The following is a 21,605-nucleotide window of genomic DNA, read 5'->3' as shown; positions in this document are numbered from 1 at the left end:
TATCTAGTAGTATTGTGTTTTAATGCATACCATATCTTGTGTTTTATGGCGTTGCAATGAGCGGTTTGAAATTCACAATCGAGCAAATTGTTTGGCAGGAAGTGCCGGGCGAAGTGTCGCTGGCGTTTCTGTTTTCCGGTTGTCCGCTGCGTTGCAAAGGCTGTCACAGTGCCGATACATGGAAAGAGGGCATCGGCACGGAATTGACCGAGGATTATTTAAAAGGCCGTCTGAAACGCTATCGCGGATTGATTACGTGCGTGTTGTTTATGGGCGGAGAATGGCAGCCGGAAGCCTTGCAGAAAATGCTGGCCATCGTGACGCAGGCGGGTTTGAAAGCCTGCTTGTACACCGGCCTGGAGCGTGAAGAGCTGGAGGCGGTTTCAGACGGCATCCTGCCTTATCTGACGTATCTGAAAACCGGCCGCTGGCAGATGGAGTTGGGCGGTTTTGAAAGTCCGGCCACCAATCAGAAGTTTATCAATTTGCACACGGGCGAAGTGTTGAACCGCTTGTTTATCAAAGACAAACCTGCGCCTAAAGTTTTTCCAGTGGCTTCAATTTAGCCCGGTGCTGTATTGCACTGATTTAAATTGAATTTATTGTATTCGCTGACAGCGATGTTTCAGACGGCCCAACCGTCATTGTTTAATAAATCAACCAAACCATACAGGAGAATTAACATGATTCGGCTGCATCCCGAACAGTTAAACGGAAAACTACAATTCATGCGCGACTACATCAGCGCACAAAACGCGGCGGACGGCTCGAAAATGGACGCCAATGCCAACGTAACGCAAAAAAACATCGCCACGATGGAAGCGGAAATTATGAAAGACTTTTTTGTGCAGATTAACCGCGCCCAAGTGTCGCGCAAAATCGCCGAAATTTTCGACCAATCCGTTGCCGATGAGTACATCCGCCAGATTGAGGCGCATGAGATTTATGTGCACGACGAAACCAGCCTCAAGCCTTATTGTGTGTCGGTTACGCTGTATCCCTTCCTGCTCGACGGCTTAAGCAAACTCGGCGGCGAATCTAAAGCGCCGCAGCATTTGGCATCGTTTTGCGGCTCGTTTATCAACCTGGTGTTTGCCATCAGCGCGCAGTTTGCCGGCGCGGTGGCCACAGTGGAATTTCTGACTTATTTCGACTACTTCGCCCGCAAAGACTACGGCGACGATTATTTGGAAACCCATGCCAAAGAAATTGCCAACCATATGCAGCAGGTGGTGTACAGCATCAACCAGCCTGCCGCCGCGCGCGGCTATCAGAGCGTATTCTGGAATATTTCCGTTTACGATCAATACTATTTTGACGCAATGTTCGGCGATTTCGTCTTCCCCGATTTCAGCAAACCAGTGTGGCCGAGCGTGGCGAAGCTGCAAAACTTCTTCCTTAAATGGTTTAACCAAGAGCGCACCAAAGCCATTTTGACCTTCCCTGTCGTGACCGCTGCGATGCTGACCGATGGCGGCAAATGCAAAGACACCGTGTTCGCTGACGAAATGGCGAAAGAGTTGGCGGAAGGCAATTCCTTCTTCGTCTATCTTTCCAACAACCCCGACTCCTTGGCTTCCTGCTGCCGTCTGCGCAACGCCATCGAAGACCGCACCTTCAGCTACACACTCGGCGCGGGCGGCGTGGCGACAGGTTCCATCAACGTCATTACCATCAATATGAACCGGCTGGAGCAAGATGGACGCGACCTTGCCGCCGAAGTGGCGAAAATCCACAAATACCAATACGCCTACCGCAAACTGATGGAAGAATACCAAGCCGCCGGAATGCTGCCCGTTTACGATGCAGGCTTTATCACGCTGGACAAACAATTCCTCACCATCGGCATTAACGGCATGGCGGAAGCCGCCGAATCGCAAGGCATCAAAGTCGGCTACAACGATGACTACATCAACTTCGTCCAAGGCCGTCTGAAAACCATATTCGAAGCCAACCAAGCCGCCAGCAAACATTACGGCGTGAAGTTCAACACCGAGTTTGTCCCCGCCGAAAACCTCGGCGTGAAAAACGCCAAATGGGACAAAGCCGACGGCTACAAAGTCAGCCGCGAATGCTACAACTCCTATTTCTATGTCGTCGAAGACGAAGAAATCAACGCGCTCGACAAATTCCTGCTTCACGGCAAAGAACTGGTGGACTGGCTCGACGGCGGCTCCGCGTTGCACCTGAACCTAGACGAAGCCCTGCCCGAATCCGGCTACCGCTCGCTCTTGGACATCGCCGCACAAACCGGCTGCAACTACTTCTGCGTGAATGTGCGCATTACCATCTGCAACGAATGCGGCCATATCGACAAACGCACCCTGCATGCCTGTTCCGCCTGCGGCAGCCACGATATCGACTACGGCACCCGCGTCATCGGCTATCTGAAACGCGTCTCCGCATTCAGTAGCGGACGGCGCAAAGAACACGCGCTCAGACATTATCACCGTAACGCGGCGTAATCGTTGAAAAAGATTGCTTCAAACCTAAGGCCGTCTGAAATTTCAGACGGCCTTGATCATGTTGAGATAGGCCGGCTCTTTCAATGATATAGTTTTGATTAAATTAAACAAAAACTCTTGACACTTTCATATAATGAATTAACATATAACATCCTTTAACCTAAATTTAAAAAAGTGAGAGACACATGAAAACATCAGCTTTATTGGTGGCTTTGTTGGCAGCCCTGTCCCTGTCAGCATGCGGCGGTTCAGGTTCATCTTCTTCTGCCGTTTGTGACGAGTATGAAAAAGCATTTGCCGAAGCAACTAAAGACGTAGATGCCGCAACCAAAGACATGATGCAAAAATCTTTCGAACAAACCAAAGAAGCATTGAAAAACCTGCCTGCAGACCAACGCGATGCAACTTGTAAAACTTCTTTGGACGCTTTGAAAGGCGTTCCTGCTGCAGAAACTCCTGAAGAGAAAGCCGAAGAAGCCAAAGACGCAGCGGAAGAAGCCAAAGAAGCTGCTGAAGACGCTAAAGAAGAAGCCAAATAATTCGGATAGCTTTAGAGAAAAACGGATTCCAATGATTTGGAATCCGTTTTTTGTTTTGTGAATCAGAGTGTCCGGGATAAGGCATTTTTCAATTTTCAGACGGTCATTTCTTATGCCGTCTGAAAGCGTTAGTTTCAACTAATTTAAAATTTACAACAGCAAACCGTCAATCAAGCAACCGCGTGCGTGCGTACCGCACACACCCTACGCGTTGGTTTTGAAGTTCCGCGTAATTCACAGCTAGGGTGTGTGGCGCAGCCACGCACGCAGTCGGTTGGATATACAGGCTACGGCTTATTCCACGTATTGATTTTAAAGTTTCGCGTGATTCACAGCTAGGGTGTGTAGCGTAGCACGCACGCGGCCGGTAGTTTTTTATTATGGCATTCACTCTCCAAAACTCATTACCGCCGTTTCTTTTGTGCCGCCCCAATTTAACGGCAGCCGTCCGTCCCGCACATAACGGTGAAACGACGAAAACGGCCAATCGCGGACATTGTCACATAATCCATGTTTGACGGGATTGAAATGGATGTAGTCCGCGCAACGTTGCAAATCCGTTTGGTTGCGCACGGTGTGTTCATAAAAACGCCGTTGCCAAATACCGCGTTCGTTCCGTCGCTGTTTGCTGGCAGACAGGTTTTCGGCATGAGGAAAATGTGCGGAGAATTTGGTTTTAATCAGCCGCCAGCGCAGGGAATAATCCGCATCGTCGGGTGGCAGCGTCCAAATGGCGTGAATGTGGTTTGGCAGTACGCATACGGCGACGGTTTCAAAGGGATATTGTTTTTGCACATCCATATAGGCCGCATGCGAAGTCGATATGTTCGACAAGCAGGCGCGATTTTGGGTCGGCGAGTTTGACAGTGAAAAAGAATGTGCCGCTGGCAATGAAGTTTCTGCGATAACGCGCCATAGGATTTTTGTTTGTGGTTTGGGTGTTAGAGAAGGAATGGTTTGTTGTTTAAGATTCTAGCTTTGTTAAATTTGACGCTTTCAGACGACCTTGGAGGTCGTCTGAAAGGGCTAGCTTCAACGAAGTTAAAAGTTGAAATGGCAAACCGTCAATCAAGTAACCGCGTGCGTACTGCACACACTCTACACGTTGGTTTTGAAGTTTCGTGTAATTCAGAGTAGGGGGGGGTGCAGTCACGCACGCGGCCGGTTGGGTATGCATGCTACGGCTTGCTATGATTTTTTTACTCCATATGTATTAGTGTTCCATTGTATGTATAGGTAAGCCATGATGCTAAGATTTTAACCCCTATATCATTTAAATTATTAAACCAATTTTGAAGATGTTCGGGAACATGATCTCTAAGAATAATATTTTTATGTAAAAGCTTACCATTTAATGAATTACTCCAAGATACCAGATGGCGTAATATATTAATTTTATCTTCAGTCAATCTACGTTCTATTGTTTCAACATTGATTGTGTAATTATCCAACAATTCCTGTACTTTATCTATCAATCTAATATCATTATGATAAATTGGATCTATTATTATTTTATGTATAGTATCAGGACTTATATTAAGACGCTGTGCGCAGGAAAATTCTATCCCTTTAAATTCGGTTTTTGGATAATTGTAAAATCCCTGAGAAGTAATTTCAAAATATTCGTGTAGTGTACTTATATCTATAAAATCAGTATTTGGATTAAACGAACTAGAAGATATAGTCTTTTTTGTTACTCTCAACGAATTATTACCAACAATATTTTGAAAATAATTAGATTTAAAAATAATTAATATTGGTCCATATGCATTTGGTACTGCTGATGTATTGGTATGTGCAAATAAAGAGCCATAATCAGTAAAATTACCAAATACCCTATTCCAGTTCCCTGTTCTTACATCTTTAGCATCAGAGAAAAATCTTGTGTAGTATGGGTTTAGTTCTGATAAGTCAGCACGAGATAAAATGGCTCTTTCATCCAAATAGATTCGAAAGTCATTTAACGAAATTGCATGATGCATTGACGGTAATAGCTTTCTGTTGATAGACATGTTTTTATACCTTTAATTGTAATTGCAAAAAGTAAAATTACTATTATTCAATAAAATAAATTATTTCTTAGCTTATTATGCGTTATCATTTTACTATTTGTCCCTCCTTCTCCTGACTATCTATTTCTAATTTTGCACATGAGATTATTGATTAATTAATAGAGCTACCAAATGAGTTTCAAATTCCACAATTAAGAATCTACATAAAATCATGTACATATCAATAAATATTTTCTTCTTGATGAGCGCATTGCTCAAAATTTGCCATAAAAGGTCTCCTAAAATTAAACATTAATTAGTAAATTATAAAACTACCTTCAAATACTTCCCAGTATAACTCCCCTTAACCTTTGCCACCTGCTCAGGACTACCACAAGCAATAATCCTCCCCCCTCCATCTCCCCCTTCCGGCCCCAAGTCCACAATCCAATCGGCAGTTTTAATTACGTCAAGATTATGCTCGATAATCACTATCGAGTTGCCTTTGCCTTTCAGACGGCCTATGACTTCCAGCAACAGGGCGATGTCGGCGAAGTGCAGGCCGGTGGTGGGTTCGTCGAGGATATAGAGTGTTCTGCCGGTGTCGCGTTTGGAGAGTTCCAAGGCGAGTTTGACGCGCTGGGCTTCGCCGCCGGAGAGGGTGGTGGCGGACTGACCGAGGCGGATATAACCGAGGCCTACGTCCATCAGGGTTTGCAGTTTGCGTGATACGGTGGGGACGGCGTCGAAAAATTCGCGGGCTTCTTCAACGGTCATGTCGAGGACTTGGCTGATGTTTTTGCCTTTGTATTGGATTTCGAGCGTTTCGCGGTTGTAGCGTTTGCCGTGGCAGACTTCGCAGGGGACGTACACGTCGGGCAGGAAATGCATTTCGACTTTGATGACGCCGTCGCCTTGGCAGGCTTCGCAGCGGCCGCCTTTGACGTTGAAGGAGAATCTGCCGACGTTGTAGCCGCGTTCGCGCGAGAGGGGGACGCCGGCGAAGAGTTCGCGGATAGGGGTGAACAGGCCGGTGTAGGTGGCGGGGTTGGAGCGCGGGGTGCGGCCGATGGGGGATTGGTCGACGTTGATGACTTTGTCGAGGTGTTCGAGGCCGTGGATGTCGTCGTATGGGGCGGGTTCTTCTTGGGCGCGGTTGAGTTCGCGGGCGGTGATTTTGGCGAGGGTGTCGTTAATCAGGGTGGACTTGCCGCTGCCGGATACGCCGGTAATGCAGGTAATCAAACCGAGCGGCAGTTCGAGGGTAACGTTTTTGAGGTTGTTGCCGCGCGCGCCTTTGAGGACGAGCATTCGGTCGGGATTGACAGGCGTGCGTTCAGACGGTACGGCAATGGATTTTTTGCCGCTGAGGTATTGTCCGGTAACGGATTTTTCGCATTTGGCGACGTTTTCGGGTGTGTCGGCAATCAGTACGTTGCCGCCGTGTTCGCCCGCGCCGGGACCCATATCGACGACGAAATCGGCTTCGCGGATGGCGTCTTCGTCGTGTTCGACCACAATCACGCTGTTGCCCAAATCGCGCAGGCGTTTGAGGGTGGCGAGCAGGCGGTCGTTGTCGCGCTGGTGCAGGCCGATGGAGGGTTCGTCCAAAACGTACATCACGCCGGTCAGGCCGCTGCCGATTTGGCTGGCGAGGCGGATGCGCTGGGCTTCGCCGCCGGAAAGGGTTTCGGCGGAGCGGGAGAGATTCAGGTAATCCAGCCCGACATTAATCAGGAAGCCGAGCCGCTCGGTAATTTCTTTGAGGATTTTTTCAGCAATTTGTTTTTTGTTGCCGTCCAAATCCAGCGTTTCAAAGAATTGGTGGGTTTTGGTCAGCGGCCAGGCGGAAACTTCGTGCAACGGTTCACCGCTGACGTAAACGTAGCGGGCTTCTTTGCGTAAACGTGCGCCGCCGCAGCTTGGGCAGGCGCGGTGGTTTTGGTATTCACGCAGTTTTTCGCGCACGGTTTCGCTGTCGGTTTCGCGGTAGCGGCGTTCGAGATTGGGGATGATGCCTTCGAAGGCGTGGCTGCGGTTGAAGGTGGTGCCGCGTTCGGATAGATAGGTAAAGTCGATGACTTCTTTGCCCGATCCGTGCAACACGACTTTTTTCACTTTTTCCGGTAGGCTTTCCCAAGCGGCGTTGACATCAAATTTATAATGATGCGCCAGCGATTGAATCATTTGGAAATAGAATTGGTTGCGCTTATCCCAGCCGTCAATCGCACCTGCTGCTAAGGATAATTCGGGATGGGCGACCACTTTTTCGGGGTCGAAGAAATTGGTGTTGCCCAAGCCGTCGCAAGTCGGGCAGGAACCCATCGGGTTGTTGAACGAAAACAGGCGAGGCTCTAATTCAGGCAGGCTGTATGAACATACGGGGCAGGCGAAACGCGCGGAGAACCAATGCTCTTCGCCGCTGTCCATTTCCATTGCCAGCGCGCGCTCGTTGCCGTGACGCAGCGCGGTTTCAAAACTTTCCGCCAGACGTTGTTTGATGTCGGCTTTTACTTTCACGCGGTCGATGACCACGTCAATATTGTGTTTGATGTTTTTTTCCAGCTTCGGCACTTCATCCAACTGATAGACCTCGCCGTCCACGCGTACACGCGCAAAACCCTGCGCCTGCAAGTCGGCAAAGAAATCGACAAACTCGCCCTTACGCTCGCGCACCGCCGGCGCCAAAATCATCACGCGCGTGTCTTCCCGCAGCTTCAACACGGCATCGACCATCTGCGATACGGTTTGGCTGGACAACGGCAGATTGTGTTCGGGGCAATACGGCGTGCCGACGCGGGCGTACAAAAGGCGCAGGTAATCATGGATTTCCGTTACCGTGCCGACGGTGGAACGCGGATTGTGGCTGGTGGATTTCTGCTCGATGGAAATCGCGGGCGACAGGCCTTCGATCAAATCGACATCGGGTTTGTCCATCATCTGCAAAAATTGACGGGCATAGGCGGACAGGCTCTCGACATAACGCCGCTGCCCTTCGGCATACAGCGTATCAAACGCCAGCGATGATTTGCCGCTGCCTGACAATCCTGTTACCACCACGAGCTTGTGACGCGGAATGTCCAAATCGACATTTTTTAAATTATGTGTACGCGCGCCGCGGATGCGGATGGTGTCATTATCGTGTGAATGTTTGGGATGATGGTTGCACATATTGTCAGGCCGTCTGAAAAATAAAATAAACGGCTATTGTAGCACTTTTCAAATGACAGACTGGATAGATAAAGCTTTTGATATATATAAAAGAAACAAAAAGGCCGTCTGAAAATATGTTTCAGACGGCCTTAATATAGATGAATCAGCTTATCAGTCGATTTTGCGGAGAATTTCGCGCAGGGCTTTTTGCCAGTCGGACGGTTTGATACCGAACTCGGTCTCCAGGCGTGAGCAATCCATGATGCTGTATGCCGGACGCGGAGCAGGCAGGGGATATTGATCGGTAGTAATCGCGTTCAGTTCCGGAATGCGGAAGCTGTCGTCTAATTGTTGGGCCGTCTGAAAGATGGCTTTGGTAAATTCGTACCATGTTGCCGATTTATTGCCACAGTAATGGAAGATGCCGCGTGGGGAGGTGGGTTGTTGTAATAATTCGATAATGGCGTGTGCCAAATCGCCTGCATAAGTCGGACAGCCGGTTTGGTCGTGAACGACGGAGAGGGAATCGCGTTCTTTGGCAAGGCGCAACATGGTTTTGACGAAATTGCTGCCGTATTCGCTAAACAGCCATGAGGTGCGAATAATAATGCTTTCCGGATGCGCGGCCAAAGCCAAAAGTTCGCCCGCTACTTTGGATTGACCGTAAGTGCTGCGCGGATTGGTGTAGTCGGTTTCGCGGTAAGGGCGTTTGCCTTCGCCGTCGAATACATAGTCGGTGGAAATATGGATAAAGCGGGCATGCGCGGCGCGGGCGGCTGCGGCTAAGTTGTGAACAGCGCTTGCGTTGACGGCAAAAGCAGCCTCTGCGTTTTCTTCCGCTTTATCGACGGCAGTGTAAGCTGCGGCATTAACGATGGCATCGGGTTGGAAATTTTTGATCATGTGATGTACGGCTTCGGTATCGGTAATGTCCAGTGAAGTCGAATCGGTAGCAATCAGTTCCCAATCTTCGGGCAGGTGGTCGCGCAGACAACGGGCAAGCTGGCCTTTGGCTCCGGTCAATAAAGTACGCATGGTTGAGTATCTCCTCTGATGGCTGTTAAATAGGTGTCTGCGTCATTATAGTGTAAGTACGACAAATTCACATTATTAGCATCGAACAAAATACAAACAGGGCCGTGTTTGAGTAAGTAGTCGATATTATCTACCTATAATGTAACTATTTATCAATATTTTAATAATATACTATAACTATAGTTAAAATATAGGTTTTAACTAGATGGATTAAGCAGTTATATTGGTTAAGAGATTGTGAATCAATGTTAATGTTTTTATGATTGTTAGGATAATGGTATTTAAAATTAGGGGAGCTTCTGTCCTTTTGTCGGTAAATTCTACCGTTTGATATTTTTGAGTAAATATTTTGCAAAATATTACTAAAATAATAATTGGGCAAGGGCGGATTTGCTCGTTCCGTCAACCCAATATTTTATTAACTTTTGGGAGTAATTATTATGGCATACTGTTACGGGGGGTATTATACTAGACCCCTGGTTAGTTCTTACTGCGCTCCTGCGCCTAAGGCTTCCTACTCTTCTTACTACTGCGCTCCTGCAGCAAAATCTTCTGTTTCTATCGGCAGCATCGCTAGCATTGCCAGCGTCGGCGTGTCAGTAGTTAACGCGGTAACCGGTTTGGTTTCTGCTATTGCGGCTTTCTGCCCACCGGCAAAAACGCCTAACTACAAATGTGTTCCGGTTTGCCCACCTTACAACTGCGAGCCAATCAAACCGATCCCATGTCCAAAACCACAACCTAAACCTCAGCCTAAGCCTCAACCAAAACCTGAGCCTAAACCTGAGCCACAACCAGAACCGCAACCAGAACCAAAACCTGAGCCTAAGCCAGAACCAAAACCTGAGCCGAAACCAGAACCAAAACCTGAGCCTAAGCCAGAGCCAAAACCTGAGCCTAAACCAGAACCAAAACCTGAGCCAGACTGCAAAGACTGTGTTGACGACCATAACCAAAACAACTCATACGGTCACGAAGACAAAAACCCAGGTAATGTCATCCGAGCTGAAGACTGCAAAGACGGCAACGTTATCCGCGGTACTGATGCTAAAGATACCATCTATGGTACTGCTTGCGAAGACATCATCTACGGTGGCAACGGCACAGACGTAATCTACGCCGGTGCCGGTAACGACACCATTTACGGTGATGCCGACGGCGACTCTCTGTACGGTGAAGAAGGTAAAGACTACCTGCAAGGTGGTGCCGGTAACGACTACCTGAACGGTGGTTCCGGCGCGGACATCATGCGCGGTGGCGACGGTAACGACGTTTACTTCGTTGACAATGCCAACGACCAAGTTATCGAGTACGGTAATGCACACGCCGGTATCGATACTGTCCGTACCGTTATTGACTACACCTTGACCGATCACGTTGAAAACCTGATTTTGCAAGGTATGCAAAACCTGAACGGTACCGGTAACTCTTTGAACAACAACATCGAAGGCAACGGCGGCGACAACCATCTGTACGGTTTGGCCGGCGACGACTGCCTGGTGGGTAAAGACGGTAACGACTACCTCGACGGCGGCGTCGGCAACGACATCCTGATCGGCGGTACCGGTAACGATACTTACTTCTTCGACAAAGGTTACGGTCACGACACTATCCGTGAAGAAAGCGGTAATGACACCTTGTTGTTCGGTAAAGGCGTTGCAGCTTCTGACGTATTGCTGAGCAAATCAGGTGCTAACCTGACTGTTTCTGTCGGTACTAACGACAGCATCACCATCGATGACTGGTTCACCGGTAACGATCACAAAGTTGAAAACTTCAAGTTTGCTGACGGTAGCACTTACCAAGTAACCGGCCACGGCGACTACTACTCTCTGTCTGCTGTGAACCAAATCCAAGATCAGACTCAGGCTCCTGCCATCTGATAGGATGATGGTTTTTAGGGTTTATCCCTAAAATCAAAGGCTAAGGCCGTCTGAAACCGAGCTATAAGGTTTCAGACGGCCTTTATTTTGTAAACAATCTGACGAAAGATGCTAAATTGGGCTAAAATACCAAATTCTTCTGTTTACCAAAGAGATACCCGAAATGTCTGAAATCAGCTTGAAAAAAATCTACTCCGGCAAAGTCCGCGATTTGTACGAAATTGACGATAAACGTATGTTGATGGTTGCTTCCGACCGTCTGTCTGCATTCGATGTGATTTTGGATGATCCGATTCCGGGTAAAGGGGAGATTCTGACGCAGATTTCCAATTTTTGGTTTAAAAAACTGGCTCATATCATGCCTAACCATTTTACCGGCCAAACGGTTTACGATGTTTTGCCTGAAAACGAAGCCAAAGCTTTGGAGAAACGCGCCGTTGTGGCTAAAAAACTCACTCCGGTGAAAGTAGAGGCCATTGTGCGCGGTTATCTGGCAGGCAGCGGTTGGAAAGATTATCAAAAAACCGGTTCTGTTTGCGGTATTCAACTGCCTGAAGGTATGCAGGAAGCGCAGCAATTGCCCGAAGTGATTTTTACGCCGTCAACCAAAGCCGCAGTCGGCGATCATGATGAAAACATCAGCTTTGAAGAATGCGAACGCATTATCGGCAAAGAGCTGGCGGCGGAAGTACGCGCCAAGGCGATTCAGCTTTATACGGAAGCGGCTGAATATGCCAAATCCTGCGGTATCATTATTTGCGACACTAAATTTGAATTTGGTTTAGATGAAGAAGGCACGCTGACTTTGATGGACGAAGTGTTGACGCCTGACTCCAGCCGTTTTTGGCCTGCCGATCAATACAAAGTCGGCACCAATCCGCCGTCTTTTGACAAACAGTTTGTCCGTGACTGGCTGGAGCAAAGCGGTTGGAACAAAAAAGCGCCTGCGCCTAAAGTGCCTGCCGATGTGATTCAGAAAACGGTCGAGAAATATCAGGAAGCATTGACTTTGCTGACTCAGGATTAATTTTTAAGTTTGAAGGCCGTCTGAAAAGGATATGTTTCAGATGGCCTTTTTATTGTATCAATACTGGATTTTAAGGATAGTTGCCTTTATAATCGAGAGTTGTTTTCAGCGTCCGAAAAGGCCGTCTGAAAGCTTGTTTATAACCTGCCGCACGGTCTGAAACCCTAACTATGCACATTCGGATTTTAGTGTGCATTATTAGTGTTTTAGCAGTGCGGTATTTTGAAAGGAACAATGATGTTCAATAAACACGCTAAGACCTTCCAATACGGTAATCAAACCGTTACTTTGGAAACCGGCGAAATTGCCCGCCAAGCCGCTGCTGCCGTTAAAGTATCCATGGGCGACACCGTTGTTTTGGTTGCCGTTACCACCAACAAAGAAGTGAAAGAAGGCCAAGACTTCTTCCCTCTGACTGTCGATTACCTCGAGCGTACTTACGCAGCAGGTAAAATCCCCGGCGGTTTCTTCAAACGCGAAGGCAAACAAAGCGAAAAAGAAATCCTGACCAGCCGTCTGATTGACCGTCCGATTCGTCCTCTGTTCCCTGAAGGTTTCTACCACGACATCCAAATCGTAGCGATGGTCGTGTCTGTTGACCCTGAAATCGATTCTGACATTCCTGCCATGCTGGGCGCGTCTGCCGCGCTGGTGTTGAGCGGCGTACCGTTTGCCGGTCCGATTGGCGCGGCACGCGTGGGTTATGTAAACGGCGTGTACGTTTTGAACCCGACTAAAGCCGAATTGGCGAAATCACAATTGGACTTGGTGGTTGCCGGTACTTCCAAAGCCGTGTTGATGGTGGAATCCGAAGCCGACATCTTGTCTGAAGAAGTGATGCTGGGCGCGGTTGTTTACGGTCACGATCAAATGCAAGTGGCCATTAATGCCATCAATGAGTTTGCCGATGAAGTCAATCCGGAAGTTTGGGATTGGAAAGCACCTGAAACCAATGAAGAATTGGTGGCCAAAGTACGCGAAATTGCCGGCGAAACCATTAAAGAAGCATTCAAAATCCGTCAAAAACAAGCGCGTTCTGCCAAATTGGACGAAGCTTGGAATGCTGTAAAAGAAGCGTTGATTACCGAAGAAACCGACACTTTGGCAGCCAACGAAATCAAAGGCATTTTCAAACACTTGGAAGCCGATGTTGTCCGCAGCCAAATTTTGGACGGCCAACCTCGTATCGACGGTCGCGACACCCGCACCGTCCGTCCGTTGAACATTCAAACCGGCGTACTGCCGCGCACGCACGGTTCCGCACTGTTTACCCGTGGCGAAACCCAAGCTTTGGCGGTTGCAACTTTGGGTACTTCACGCGACGAACAAATCATTGATGCGCTGTCCGGTGAATACACCGACCGCTTCATGCTGCACTACAACTTCCCGCCATACTCTACCGGCGAAGTGGGTCGCGTAGGCGCGCCAAAACGTCGTGAAATCGGTCACGGCCGCTTGGCTAAACGTGCGTTGTTGGCCGTATTGCCAGAACCTGAAGATTTCAGCTACACCATGCGCGTGGTTTCTGAAATTACCGAATCCAACGGCTCTTCCTCTATGGCTTCCGTCTGCGGCGGCTGCTTGAGTCTGCTGTCTGCCGGTGTGCCTTTAAAAGCACACGTTGCCGGTATCGCCATGGGTCTGATTTTGGATAACAACAAATTCGCTGTCCTGACCGACATCTTGGGCGACGAAGACCATTTGGGCGATATGGACTTTAAAGTAGCCGGTACAACCGAAGGTGTGACCGCGTTGCAAATGGACATCAAAATCCAAGGTATTACCAAAGAAATCATGCAAATCGCTTTGGCTCAAGCCAAAGAAGCACGTTTGCACATCTTGGAACAAATGAAAGCCGCCGTTGCAGGCCCGCAAGAGCTGTCTGCACACGCGCCACGCTTGTTCACCATGAAAATCAACCAAGATAAAATCCGTGATGTGATTGGTAAAGGCGGCGAAACCATCCGTTCGATTACCGCTGAAACCGGTACTGAAATCAACATCGCTGAAGACGGTACCATCACTATCGCTGCGACTACTCAAGAAGCAGGCGATGCAGCGAAAAAACGCATCGAAGAAATCACTGCCGAAGTGGAAGTGGGCAAAGTGTACGAAGGTACTGTGGTTAAAATCCTCGACAACAACGTCGGCGCGATTGTCAGCGTAATGCCGGGCAAAGACGGTTTGGTACACATCAGCCAAATCGCCCACGAGCGCGTACGCAATGTCAGCGACTACCTGCAAGTAGGTCAGGTTGTGAACGTGAAAGCATTGGAAGTAGACGACCGCGGCCGCGTACGTCTGTCTATCAAAGCTTTGCTGGAAGCGCCTGCTCGCGAAGAGAAAGCAGCTGAATAATTTGATTGTTCAAGCTTGAAACAAAAGGCCGTCTGAAAATTTCAGACGGCCTTTTGTTTATTTGAATGATGAATTTAAAAATGGGTTTTGCCTTTACTTTGATAAAAGGGATTACTACAATGTTTGCAATCTAATAAATATATTAATCTCTCAAGGAGTATGCAATGAATGCTACGCAATTAATCAGCCGGCTGACGCAAACTGTCGGCGAAAAATACATCATCACAGACCCGGCAAAAACCGAACAATACCGCCAAGGCTACCGTTTTGGCGAAGGCAAGGCGCTGGCGGTTGTCCGTCCGGGTACGGTTTTGGAAATGTGGCAAATTTTGCAGGCGTGTGTTGAGGCTGATGTCATTGTGATTACGCAGGCTGCCAATACTGGCCTGACCGGCGGCTCGACTCCTGACGGTAATGATTACGACCGCGATATCGTGATTGTGAATACCATGCGTCTGAACATCATTCAGCCGATTAATAATAACGAACAAGTTGTCTGCCTGCCCGGTTCTACTCTGAATCAATTGGAGCTGCTGCTGAAACCTTTAGGCCGTGAGCCGCATTCCGTGATCGGCTCGTCCTGTATCGGCGCATCCGTATTGGGCGGCGTATGTAATAACTCAGGCGGCGCTTTGGTACAGCGTGGTCCGGCTTATACGGAAATGGCCCTGTTTGCGCAAATCAACGAAGAGGGCAAACTGGAGCTGGTCAACCATCTGGGCATTGATTTGGGTGAAACTCCTGAAGAAATTCTGACCAATCTGCAAGGTTTTCATTATCAGAAAAAAGACATTGTTCAAGATGCAGGCAAAGGGCATGACCATGCGTACTGCGATCATGTCCGCCAAGTGAATGAACCGACTGCCGCCCGTTTTAATGCCGACCCTGCGCGTCACTACGAAGCATCAGGTTGCGCGGGCAAGCTGATGGTGTTTGCCGTGCGATTGGATACTTTCCCGCAAGAAAAACAGACTGCCGTTTTTTATATCGGCACCAATGATATTAATGAGCTGACCGATATTCGCCGCGCCGCTTTGAGCGAGTTTAAAAACCTGCCTGTTTCCGGTGAGTATATCCATCGTCATGCTTTTGATATTGCTGCTGTTTATGGCAAAGACACTTTTTATATCATCAAGACGTTCGGTACCCACCAACTTCCGAAACTGTTTGATCTGAAAGCCCGTGTGGATAGATTCAGCAAAAAGATAAGTTTCTTACCAAAACACTTCTCTGATAAATTCATGCAACTGATCAGCAAGATTTTGCCTGATCACTTGCCGAAATCTATGCGCAACTATCGGGATAAATATGAACACCATTTGATCTTGAAAATGGGTGGCGAGGGCGTAGAAGAAGCGCGTGCTTTCTTGAAAGAATATTTTGCAACCCATGGCGGCGCATTCTTCGAATGTAATGCCGAAGAAACGCAGGCGGCTATGCTGCATCGCTTTGCTGTGGCTTCTGCCGCGATCCGTTACCGTTCTGTACATGATGATGAAGTAGAGGATTTGGTTGCACTCGATATCGCCTTGCGTCGTGATGATCGTGATTGGTTTGAAACCCTGCCGCCCGAAATCGACAATAAAATTATCCATAAATTGTATTACGGACATTTTATGTGTCATGTGTTCCATCAGGACTACATCATTAAAAAAGGCAACGACTGCATGGCTTTGGAACATGAAATGCTCCATCTGCTTGACCAACGCGGTGCGCAATATCCTGCCGAGCATAATGTCGGTCATCTGTATGAAGCCAAGCCCGAGCTGAAACAGTTCTATAAAAAACTCGACCCGACCAATAGCTTCAACCCCGGTATCGGTAAAACCAGTAAGAAGAAAAACTGGGCAGAATAAATCATAGTTAAAATAAAGGCCGTCTGAATATTTCAGACGGCCTTTTTTGTATGCTGTTTATCAGAACAAGTTGCTGACAAAAATCAGCAAAATCACCAAAGGCACAAGGTATTTCACATAGGCAAACCAGATATTGACCGTCGTATGGTTGCCTTTATAAAACAATTCGTCCTTTGCTTCGTCCTTCATTACGAAACCGACAAACAGCGAGGAGCCGAGCGCGGTCAGCATAAACAGGATGTTGCCACTGATATAGTCAAAGGCATCAAAAATATTTTTGCCGAACACGGAAACGTCTTTCCACGGGCCATAGCTCAAAATAGATGGAATGTTACCGAAGATGAAGATGGCAGCCAGCACAATCGTAATCGCTGCGGTACGGCGGATTTTGGTTTTTTCCTGAATCGTTGTAATCAATACTTCATAAATGGTCAGCGAAGTCGTCAGCGCGGCAATCAGGAGCAGCGAGAAGAAAATCACGGCGAACACAGGGCCAGCCCACATATTAGAGAACACAATCGGCAGGCTTTGGAATACCAAAGTCGGGCCGGAATTGGGCGCAACGCCGAAGCTGAAGAGCGACGGGAAAATCATAAAGCCCGCCAGTACGGCGATGATGGTATTGGTAATTGCCGTAATGACTGCGGTTTGAACCAGATTTTCGTTTTTATCCAAATAGCTGGATAAGGTAATCATCACGCCGAAACCCAAGCTCAGTGCGAAGAATACTTGCCCCAAAACGAAGACGAAAAGTTCGGCGGTAATTTTGCTGAAGTCAGGTTTCAGATAGAAGGTAATGCCTTCCATTGCGCCCGGCAGGGTAACGTTGCGCACGACCATGGCAATCAGGAATAAAAACAGCAGCGGCATCAGGTATTTCGCCGCTTTTTCAATGCCGCCGATGACGCCTTTGACCAAAATCCATTGGTTTACAACGACAAATAGGAAGGTGTAAAAGGCAATTTCCCAAGGGCTGTTTTCAATGTGTTCGGTAAAGAAGCTTTTGGTAACTTCGCCGCTGACAGGGCTGGAAATGTCCAAATTGCCGCCGATGATATTGACGATGTAACTGATAACCCAGCCGCCGAGTACCATGTAATAGGCCATGATGCCGAATGCGCCGATCAGGCCCATCCAACCGACCAATTTCCAAACTTTGGCAACGGGTTTGCCATTCATTGTGCCGCCAAACGCATCCAGCGCGTTCACGCCTTTACGGCGGCCGATGACGTTTTCCACCAAAATCATCGGAATACCGATGACCAGCATGGCGATACAGAACAGAAACACATACGCGCCGCCGCCGTTTTCACCAACCAGATACGGGAAACGCCAAGTTGCGCCAAAGCCGACAGTCGCGCCGGCAACGGTAAGGATGTAAGTCAAACGGTTGGACCAGGTTTGACGGGGTTGATTGGAAGACATAAATACTCAGATGCATAAAAATAAAGACAACATTTTACCGCAAAGATTTAACGAATCTTGACTAAAGTCGGAAAAGAAAATTAGTTAAAAAAACTATGTAATGAATAATTTTTAGTGAGTTCCTCTGGTTTACTTGGTGTTGAAACCTGCAAACAGAGAATTTGGCTGAAACGATATGAATGATTGAAAGAGCTGTAACGATAAAGGCCGTCTGAAAGTGGGATATGGGAAAGGGTTGTTGTGAGGATATTAGATAGCACTAAGGTGTGCTTTCGAATATGTTGGCAACAAAGATGGTATTTATCTAAGGCTGTCTAATAACATCCTGTAACCTTAGCTTGGATAGTCACTGATCGGTTTTCTTTCTATAAAATGATTTGCCTGAAATTGGAACGGCACAGATTGATGCGGAAGAGACGAGTAAGAGAAAAGGGATAATGGCAAGTCAATGAGTGGGAAATGAGGTGTAGCAATGGTGGCTTTTTTAGATGAGAAAGGCCGTCTGAAAGTACATTCGTTTGATTGCCAAATTTTAGATAAAAAAAACCATCTATACTAAGGGGAAAGTATAGATGGCCAAACACATTACGGGGAAAACGTCTTACTCACTTACTCACTTCTTTCGAAGCAAGTGTTACTCAGACAGGCGAATTATACAATAGTTCAGTCTTCACAGTGTTAAATTCTGTTAAACAAAAATAATAAGGTTTATGTATTTGATTTCAAATAAATAAAAAATCCATATTGTTTAAAAATTTATCGAAAAAATTTGGAATTTTTTTAGATTTGGATAAATTTCCATTCTCCGGCGGCCAAATCATCGACATTCCAGTCGCCGAATTTCTCACGGTGGAGCTGCTCGACACGGTTGCCTGCGGCTGCAACCATACGTTTGACCTGATGGTATTTACCCTCGGTAATGGTCATCATCAATGTGGTTGGGTCGGCCAATACTGCTTCGGCTGCGGCGACGGTTTCATTATCGTCATGCAGGAGGACGCCGTTTTTCAACGTAGCACAAAGGGTATCGTTGGCAGGATGCTTCAAGGTAACGCGGTAGAGCTTCGGAACTTTATGTTTGGGCGAAGTAACGCGGTGGTTAAATTGCCCGTCGTTGGTAATCAGAATAATGCCGGTTGTGTCTGCATCCAAGCGGCCGACTGCCTGCATATCGATATTGCGCATGTGGTCGGGAAAAAGGCTGAAGATGCTCGGATATTGCTGGGGTTTGTGCGAAGTTTCGTAATCCGCAGGCTTATGAAGCAGAATGTAGAAATAGGGCATGGGTACGGCAGCAATTTCTTCGCCATCAACAGACAGGGTATGCACTTGAGACGGATCGATATCGTCTTTGGCACGATTATGAATTTCGCCGTTGATGGCGATACAGTCATTGTCTATCAGCCACTGGCATTGCTTGCGGCTGCCGAGGCCTTGCGATTGGATGTATTTGAGCAGTTGCATGATTGAAAAGTAGGAAATGTTCAGACGGCCTTTATTGTACTGGAAAACCGGTTTTGAGGCCGTCTGAAAAGCAGAGGCAAAAAAATCGCCCCTTTAAAATGTTAAGGGGCGCAAAAGGAACACAAACCACTACCAAAAACTGTTACAGGGCAAATTCTCCTATTTGATGTGTTGCCGGATAAAGTGCTTTCATCAAGTCATGTGGTGAAAGCGAGAAATCTTCGCTGTTTGTCGTCAGACGGCCTTGCTGAGGCGTGAGTTCGAGCAATCGGGCGTTTGCCGACTGGATAAACTTGTTTTTCGTGCGCTGCATTTTTCGTTGCAGAGCGGAAACAACGCGGTTGTACAGACTGTCTTTTTGCTTGACTTCGCGTGTATCGGCCACCCAGCTTAAGCGCGTATTGCCGTCTTCATCTTCAATCAGCAGGATGCCGGTTTCTGATTGGGGCGATTTGCCCATGCAAGGAAGCCAAACATAATAGCGGCCATCTAAAGTAATGAATACTGCGTCGTGTACTTCGCACTCATCGCAACATTTGGTGGCAATTAAAGAGCGGATGGCTTGTTGGTGCAGTCTCAGAATGTCAAGGGAGACTTGCTTAAAAATACTTTCGGGCATTTTCTTCTCCTTTCATTCTGTGGTGCGGTTGTTTTGTTTCGATGGGTTGTATTATACGGAGATTTTTTAAATTTGCAAATGATAATTGTTCCTATTATTTAAATAATAAGTAAGGTATTCATTATTAAAGAAATTAAATTTAAAAAATTTTGTAGAAATTGGATTTTCTACTCAAAATTGGAGTAATAGACGGCCAATAGATGAAAAAAGAATAAAGGCCGTCTGAACAAATCCAGCGTTAAAAGGGCATTTGAAAAGCAGCTAAAGTTTTGCTGACTATACATTTCAGACGGCCTTCAGTATGATTCAGGACGTTTTGATAATTGCAGAAACCACCAACCATGAGTCAACGTCAGATTATCCTCGATACGGAAACCACGGGCCTTTATCCTGAAAACGGCGACCGTCTGGTCGAATTTGCCGGCTTGGAAATGATCAACCGCCAAATGACCGACTCCAACCTTCATTTATATGTCCACCCGGAACGCGATATGCCGGAGGAAGCGGCGAAGGTGCATGGTTTGACGATTGAAGTATTGGAAGCGAAGAATGCACCGCCGTTTGCCCAAGTGGGTAAACAGATTGCCGACTTTATTCGTGGCGCAGAGCTGATTATCCATAACGCCAAGTTTGACGTCGGCTTCCTGAATATGGAATTTCGCCGCATGGGGCTGCCTTCTATTGAGGAACTGGGTTGTAAAGTCACCGACACGCTGGCCATGGCGCGTGAAATGTTTCCAGGGCAAAAGGCAAGCTTGGATGCCTTGTGTAACCGCTTTTCCGTTGACCGCAGCAAACGTGTCTTGCACGGCGCGTTAATTGACTGCGAGCTTTTGGGTGAAGTCTATCTTGCCATGACGCGTCAGCAGTTCGACCTGATGGGCGGCGAGGCGGAAGAAGAGGGCGAAGTCAAACCAACCATTATTGCCGAAACCAAACGTACGTCGCAGTTGAAAGTCATCAAAGCCGATGCGGACGAGCTGGCCGCGCATGAAAAATATTTGGACGATTTGGGCGAAGCGTGTGTATGGCGCAAGGCGGAAACGCCGGATGAGGCCAATGCCGGAGCGTCAGCATGATACGCCGCAATATCGCTTTGATTCCTGCGGCCGGTGTCGGGGCGCGATTTGGCGCGGGAAAACCCAAACAATATGTTGAAATCAATGGTAAAACCGTATTGCAACATACCATAGAAATTTTTGAGCAACACCCACGCATAGATTTAATTGCCGTTATTCTTTCGCCGGAAGATTTGGTTTTTCAGACGGCCCTATCTGAGAAGGTGCGTGTCTTCCGAGTGGGCGGTGCAAGTCGTGCCGAAACGGTACGCAATGGTGTGTCCGTTTTATTGGAGCAAGGTTTGGCTGAGGCACAAGACAATATTTTGGTTCATGATGCCGCGCGCTGTTGCCTGCCTGCCGAAGCGTTAACGCGTTTGCTTGATGAGGCAGGCGAGAATGACGAAGGTGGCATTCTGGCCATACCGGTGGCTGATACGCTCAAGCGGGCAGACGGCAGTCATCATATTGATGAAACCGTTGCACGTGCAGGATTATGGCAGGCGCAAACGCCGCAGCTTTTTCAGACGGCCTTATTAAATCGCGCCTTATCGGTTGATGATTTGAGTGAGATTACGGATGAAGCGTCAGCGGTTGAAAAACTGGGTATCCGGCCGCGCTTGGTGCAGGGCGATACGCGCAATTTAAAATTGACGCTGCCGCAAGACGAATACATTGTCAGATTGTTGCTCAAGGCCGTCTGAACAATCAAAACCCATTATTTAAGGAAAT

16 protein-coding genes are annotated in these 21,605 nt (G+C 47.7%); 9 read left to right on the top strand and 7 right to left on the bottom strand.

Annotation, left to right across the window (positions count from 1 at the left end; all coding sequences use genetic code 11):
* Window positions 1–56 precede the first annotated feature (56 nt).
* The 3 genes from nrdG (at window position 57) to HMPREF2711_RS08275 (ending at window position 3,004) form a co-directional block, all read left to right on the top strand.
* Window positions 57–566 (top strand): anaerobic ribonucleoside-triphosphate reductase activating protein, encoded by a 510-nt coding sequence (gene nrdG, locus HMPREF2711_RS08285; protein ID WP_070615963.1) that lies wholly within the window; start codon window positions 57–59, stop codon window positions 564–566.
* A 54-nt stretch (window positions 567–620) separates the two neighbouring features.
* Window positions 621–2,465 carry an anaerobic ribonucleoside-triphosphate reductase gene (gene nrdD / locus HMPREF2711_RS08280; protein ID WP_081456502.1) on the top strand — a complete coding sequence of 615 codons (1,845 nt, stop codon included), beginning with the start codon at window positions 621–623 and terminating at the stop codon, window positions 2,463–2,465.
* A gap of 185 nt (window positions 2,466–2,650) precedes the next feature.
* Window positions 2,651–3,004, top strand: a complete 354-nt coding sequence (locus tag HMPREF2711_RS08275; protein ID WP_003746976.1) for a DUF5339 family protein — start codon at window positions 2,651–2,653, stop codon at window positions 3,002–3,004.
* A gap of 387 nt (window positions 3,005–3,391) precedes the next feature.
* On the opposite strand, the gene HMPREF2711_RS08270 is transcribed toward HMPREF2711_RS08275, so the two are convergent.
* The 4 genes from HMPREF2711_RS08270 to rfbD form a co-directional block, all read right to left on the bottom strand.
* A complete protein-coding gene (locus tag HMPREF2711_RS08270) occupies window positions 3,392–3,838 on the bottom strand; it encodes an REP-associated tyrosine transposase (RefSeq protein ID WP_231288085.1) in 447 nt (148 codons plus the stop codon).
* Between the two features lie 365 nt (window positions 3,839–4,203).
* Window positions 4,204–5,016: a hypothetical protein gene (locus HMPREF2711_RS08265; protein ID WP_036493694.1), complete on the bottom strand. Its 813-nt coding sequence runs from the start codon at window positions 5,014–5,016 to the stop codon at window positions 4,204–4,206.
* A 303-nt stretch (window positions 5,017–5,319) separates the two neighbouring features.
* Entirely contained in the window at window positions 5,320–8,166 is a 2,847-nt protein-coding gene (gene uvrA, locus HMPREF2711_RS08260) for an excinuclease ABC subunit UvrA (RefSeq protein WP_003746971.1), read from the bottom strand.
* A 153-nt stretch (window positions 8,167–8,319) separates the two neighbouring features.
* Window positions 8,320–9,183: a dTDP-4-dehydrorhamnose reductase gene (rfbD, locus tag HMPREF2711_RS08255; RefSeq protein ID WP_003746969.1), complete on the bottom strand. Its 864-nt coding sequence runs from the start codon at window positions 9,181–9,183 to the stop codon at window positions 8,320–8,322.
* Between the two features lie 440 nt (window positions 9,184–9,623).
* Between rfbD and HMPREF2711_RS11325 the strand changes: the two genes are divergently transcribed.
* From HMPREF2711_RS11325 to dld, 4 genes are all read left to right on the top strand, one after another.
* Window positions 9,624–11,066 carry a calcium-binding protein gene (locus HMPREF2711_RS11325; protein WP_231288082.1) on the top strand — a complete coding sequence of 481 codons (1,443 nt, stop codon included), beginning with the start codon at window positions 9,624–9,626 and terminating at the stop codon, window positions 11,064–11,066.
* A 163-nt stretch (window positions 11,067–11,229) separates the two neighbouring features.
* On the top strand, window positions 11,230–12,093 hold the full coding sequence (locus HMPREF2711_RS08245) for a phosphoribosylaminoimidazolesuccinocarboxamide synthase (protein ID WP_003746964.1): 864 nt from the start codon (window positions 11,230–11,232) through the stop codon (window positions 12,091–12,093).
* A gap of 234 nt (window positions 12,094–12,327) precedes the next feature.
* Window positions 12,328–14,451, top strand: a complete 2,124-nt coding sequence (gene pnp / locus HMPREF2711_RS08240) for a polyribonucleotide nucleotidyltransferase (protein WP_141745664.1) — start codon at window positions 12,328–12,330, stop codon at window positions 14,449–14,451.
* Window positions 14,452–14,615: 164 nt separating this feature from the next.
* Complete coding sequence (gene dld, locus HMPREF2711_RS08235) at window positions 14,616–16,307, top strand: D-lactate dehydrogenase (RefSeq protein ID WP_003746959.1); 1,692 nt, start codon at window positions 14,616–14,618, stop codon at window positions 16,305–16,307.
* 60 nt (window positions 16,308–16,367) lie between these two features.
* On the opposite strand, the gene HMPREF2711_RS08230 is transcribed toward dld, so the two are convergent.
* From HMPREF2711_RS08230 to HMPREF2711_RS08220, 3 genes are all read right to left on the bottom strand, one after another.
* Window positions 16,368–17,732: a sodium-dependent transporter gene (locus HMPREF2711_RS08230; protein WP_003746955.1), complete on the bottom strand. Its 1,365-nt coding sequence runs from the start codon at window positions 17,730–17,732 to the stop codon at window positions 16,368–16,370.
* A 780-nt stretch (window positions 17,733–18,512) separates the two neighbouring features.
* A complete protein-coding gene (locus HMPREF2711_RS08225) occupies window positions 18,513–19,196 on the bottom strand; it encodes a 16S rRNA pseudouridine(516) synthase (protein WP_003746953.1) in 684 nt (227 codons plus the stop codon).
* Between the two features lie 142 nt (window positions 19,197–19,338).
* Window positions 19,339–19,815 (bottom strand): NGO0322 family iron-responsive protein, encoded by a 477-nt coding sequence (locus tag HMPREF2711_RS08220; RefSeq protein WP_003746951.1) that lies wholly within the window; start codon window positions 19,813–19,815, stop codon window positions 19,339–19,341.
* Window positions 19,816–20,156: 341 nt separating this feature from the next.
* Here HMPREF2711_RS08220 and dnaQ point away from each other — a divergent pair, with 341 nt between their 5' ends.
* Window positions 20,157–20,894 (top strand): DNA polymerase III subunit epsilon, encoded by a 738-nt coding sequence (dnaQ, locus tag HMPREF2711_RS08215; protein WP_003746948.1) that lies wholly within the window; start codon window positions 20,157–20,159, stop codon window positions 20,892–20,894.
* Complete coding sequence (gene ispD, locus HMPREF2711_RS08210; RefSeq protein WP_003746946.1) at window positions 20,891–21,577, top strand: 2-C-methyl-D-erythritol 4-phosphate cytidylyltransferase; 687 nt, start codon at window positions 20,891–20,893, stop codon at window positions 21,575–21,577. Before dnaQ ends, ispD begins: the two co-directional genes overlap by 4 nt.
* Window positions 21,578–21,605: the final 28 nt, after the last annotated feature.

The organism is Neisseria sp. HMSC070A01 (assembly GCF_001810165.1).
In the GTDB taxonomy this organism is placed as follows: Bacteria; Pseudomonadota; Gammaproteobacteria; order Burkholderiales; family Neisseriaceae; genus Neisseria.
Note: the sequence above shows the minus strand (reverse complement) of the source record. Positions and strands in the feature narration are given on the sequence as shown.

What these genes read in the sequence shown, in the direction of transcription:
- dld (WP_003746959.1), top strand. Translation starts at nt 14,616, where the DNA reads ATGAATGCTACGCAATTAATCAGCCGGCTGACGCAAACTGTCGGCGAA.
- HMPREF2711_RS08220 (WP_003746951.1), bottom strand. Translation starts at nt 19,815, where the DNA reads ATGCCCGAAAGTATTTTTAAGCAAGTCTCCCTTGACATTCTGAGACTG.
- dnaQ (WP_003746948.1), top strand. Translation starts at nt 20,157, where the DNA reads ATGAGTCAACGTCAGATTATCCTCGATACGGAAACCACGGGCCTTTAT.
- HMPREF2711_RS08225 (WP_003746953.1), bottom strand. Translation starts at nt 19,196, where the DNA reads ATGCAACTGCTCAAATACATCCAATCGCAAGGCCTCGGCAGCCGCAAG.
- HMPREF2711_RS08265 (WP_036493694.1), bottom strand. Translation starts at nt 5,016, where the DNA reads ATGTCTATCAACAGAAAGCTATTACCGTCAATGCATCATGCAATTTCG.
- nrdG (WP_070615963.1), top strand. Translation starts at nt 57, where the DNA reads ATGAGCGGTTTGAAATTCACAATCGAGCAAATTGTTTGGCAGGAAGTG.
- pnp (WP_141745664.1), top strand. Translation starts at nt 12,328, where the DNA reads ATGATGTTCAATAAACACGCTAAGACCTTCCAATACGGTAATCAAACC.
- HMPREF2711_RS08245 (WP_003746964.1), top strand. Translation starts at nt 11,230, where the DNA reads ATGTCTGAAATCAGCTTGAAAAAAATCTACTCCGGCAAAGTCCGCGAT.
- HMPREF2711_RS11325 (WP_231288082.1), top strand. Translation starts at nt 9,624, where the DNA reads ATGGCATACTGTTACGGGGGGTATTATACTAGACCCCTGGTTAGTTCT.
- HMPREF2711_RS08275 (WP_003746976.1), top strand. Translation starts at nt 2,651, where the DNA reads ATGAAAACATCAGCTTTATTGGTGGCTTTGTTGGCAGCCCTGTCCCTG.
- HMPREF2711_RS08230 (WP_003746955.1), bottom strand. Translation starts at nt 17,732, where the DNA reads ATGTCTTCCAATCAACCCCGTCAAACCTGGTCCAACCGTTTGACTTAC.
- rfbD (WP_003746969.1), bottom strand. Translation starts at nt 9,183, where the DNA reads ATGCGTACTTTATTGACCGGAGCCAAAGGCCAGCTTGCCCGTTGTCTG.
- ispD (WP_003746946.1), top strand. Translation starts at nt 20,891, where the DNA reads ATGATACGCCGCAATATCGCTTTGATTCCTGCGGCCGGTGTCGGGGCG.
- uvrA (WP_003746971.1), bottom strand. Translation starts at nt 8,166, where the DNA reads ATGTGCAACCATCATCCCAAACATTCACACGATAATGACACCATCCGC.
- nrdD (WP_081456502.1), top strand. Translation starts at nt 621, where the DNA reads ATGTTTCAGACGGCCCAACCGTCATTGTTTAATAAATCAACCAAACCA.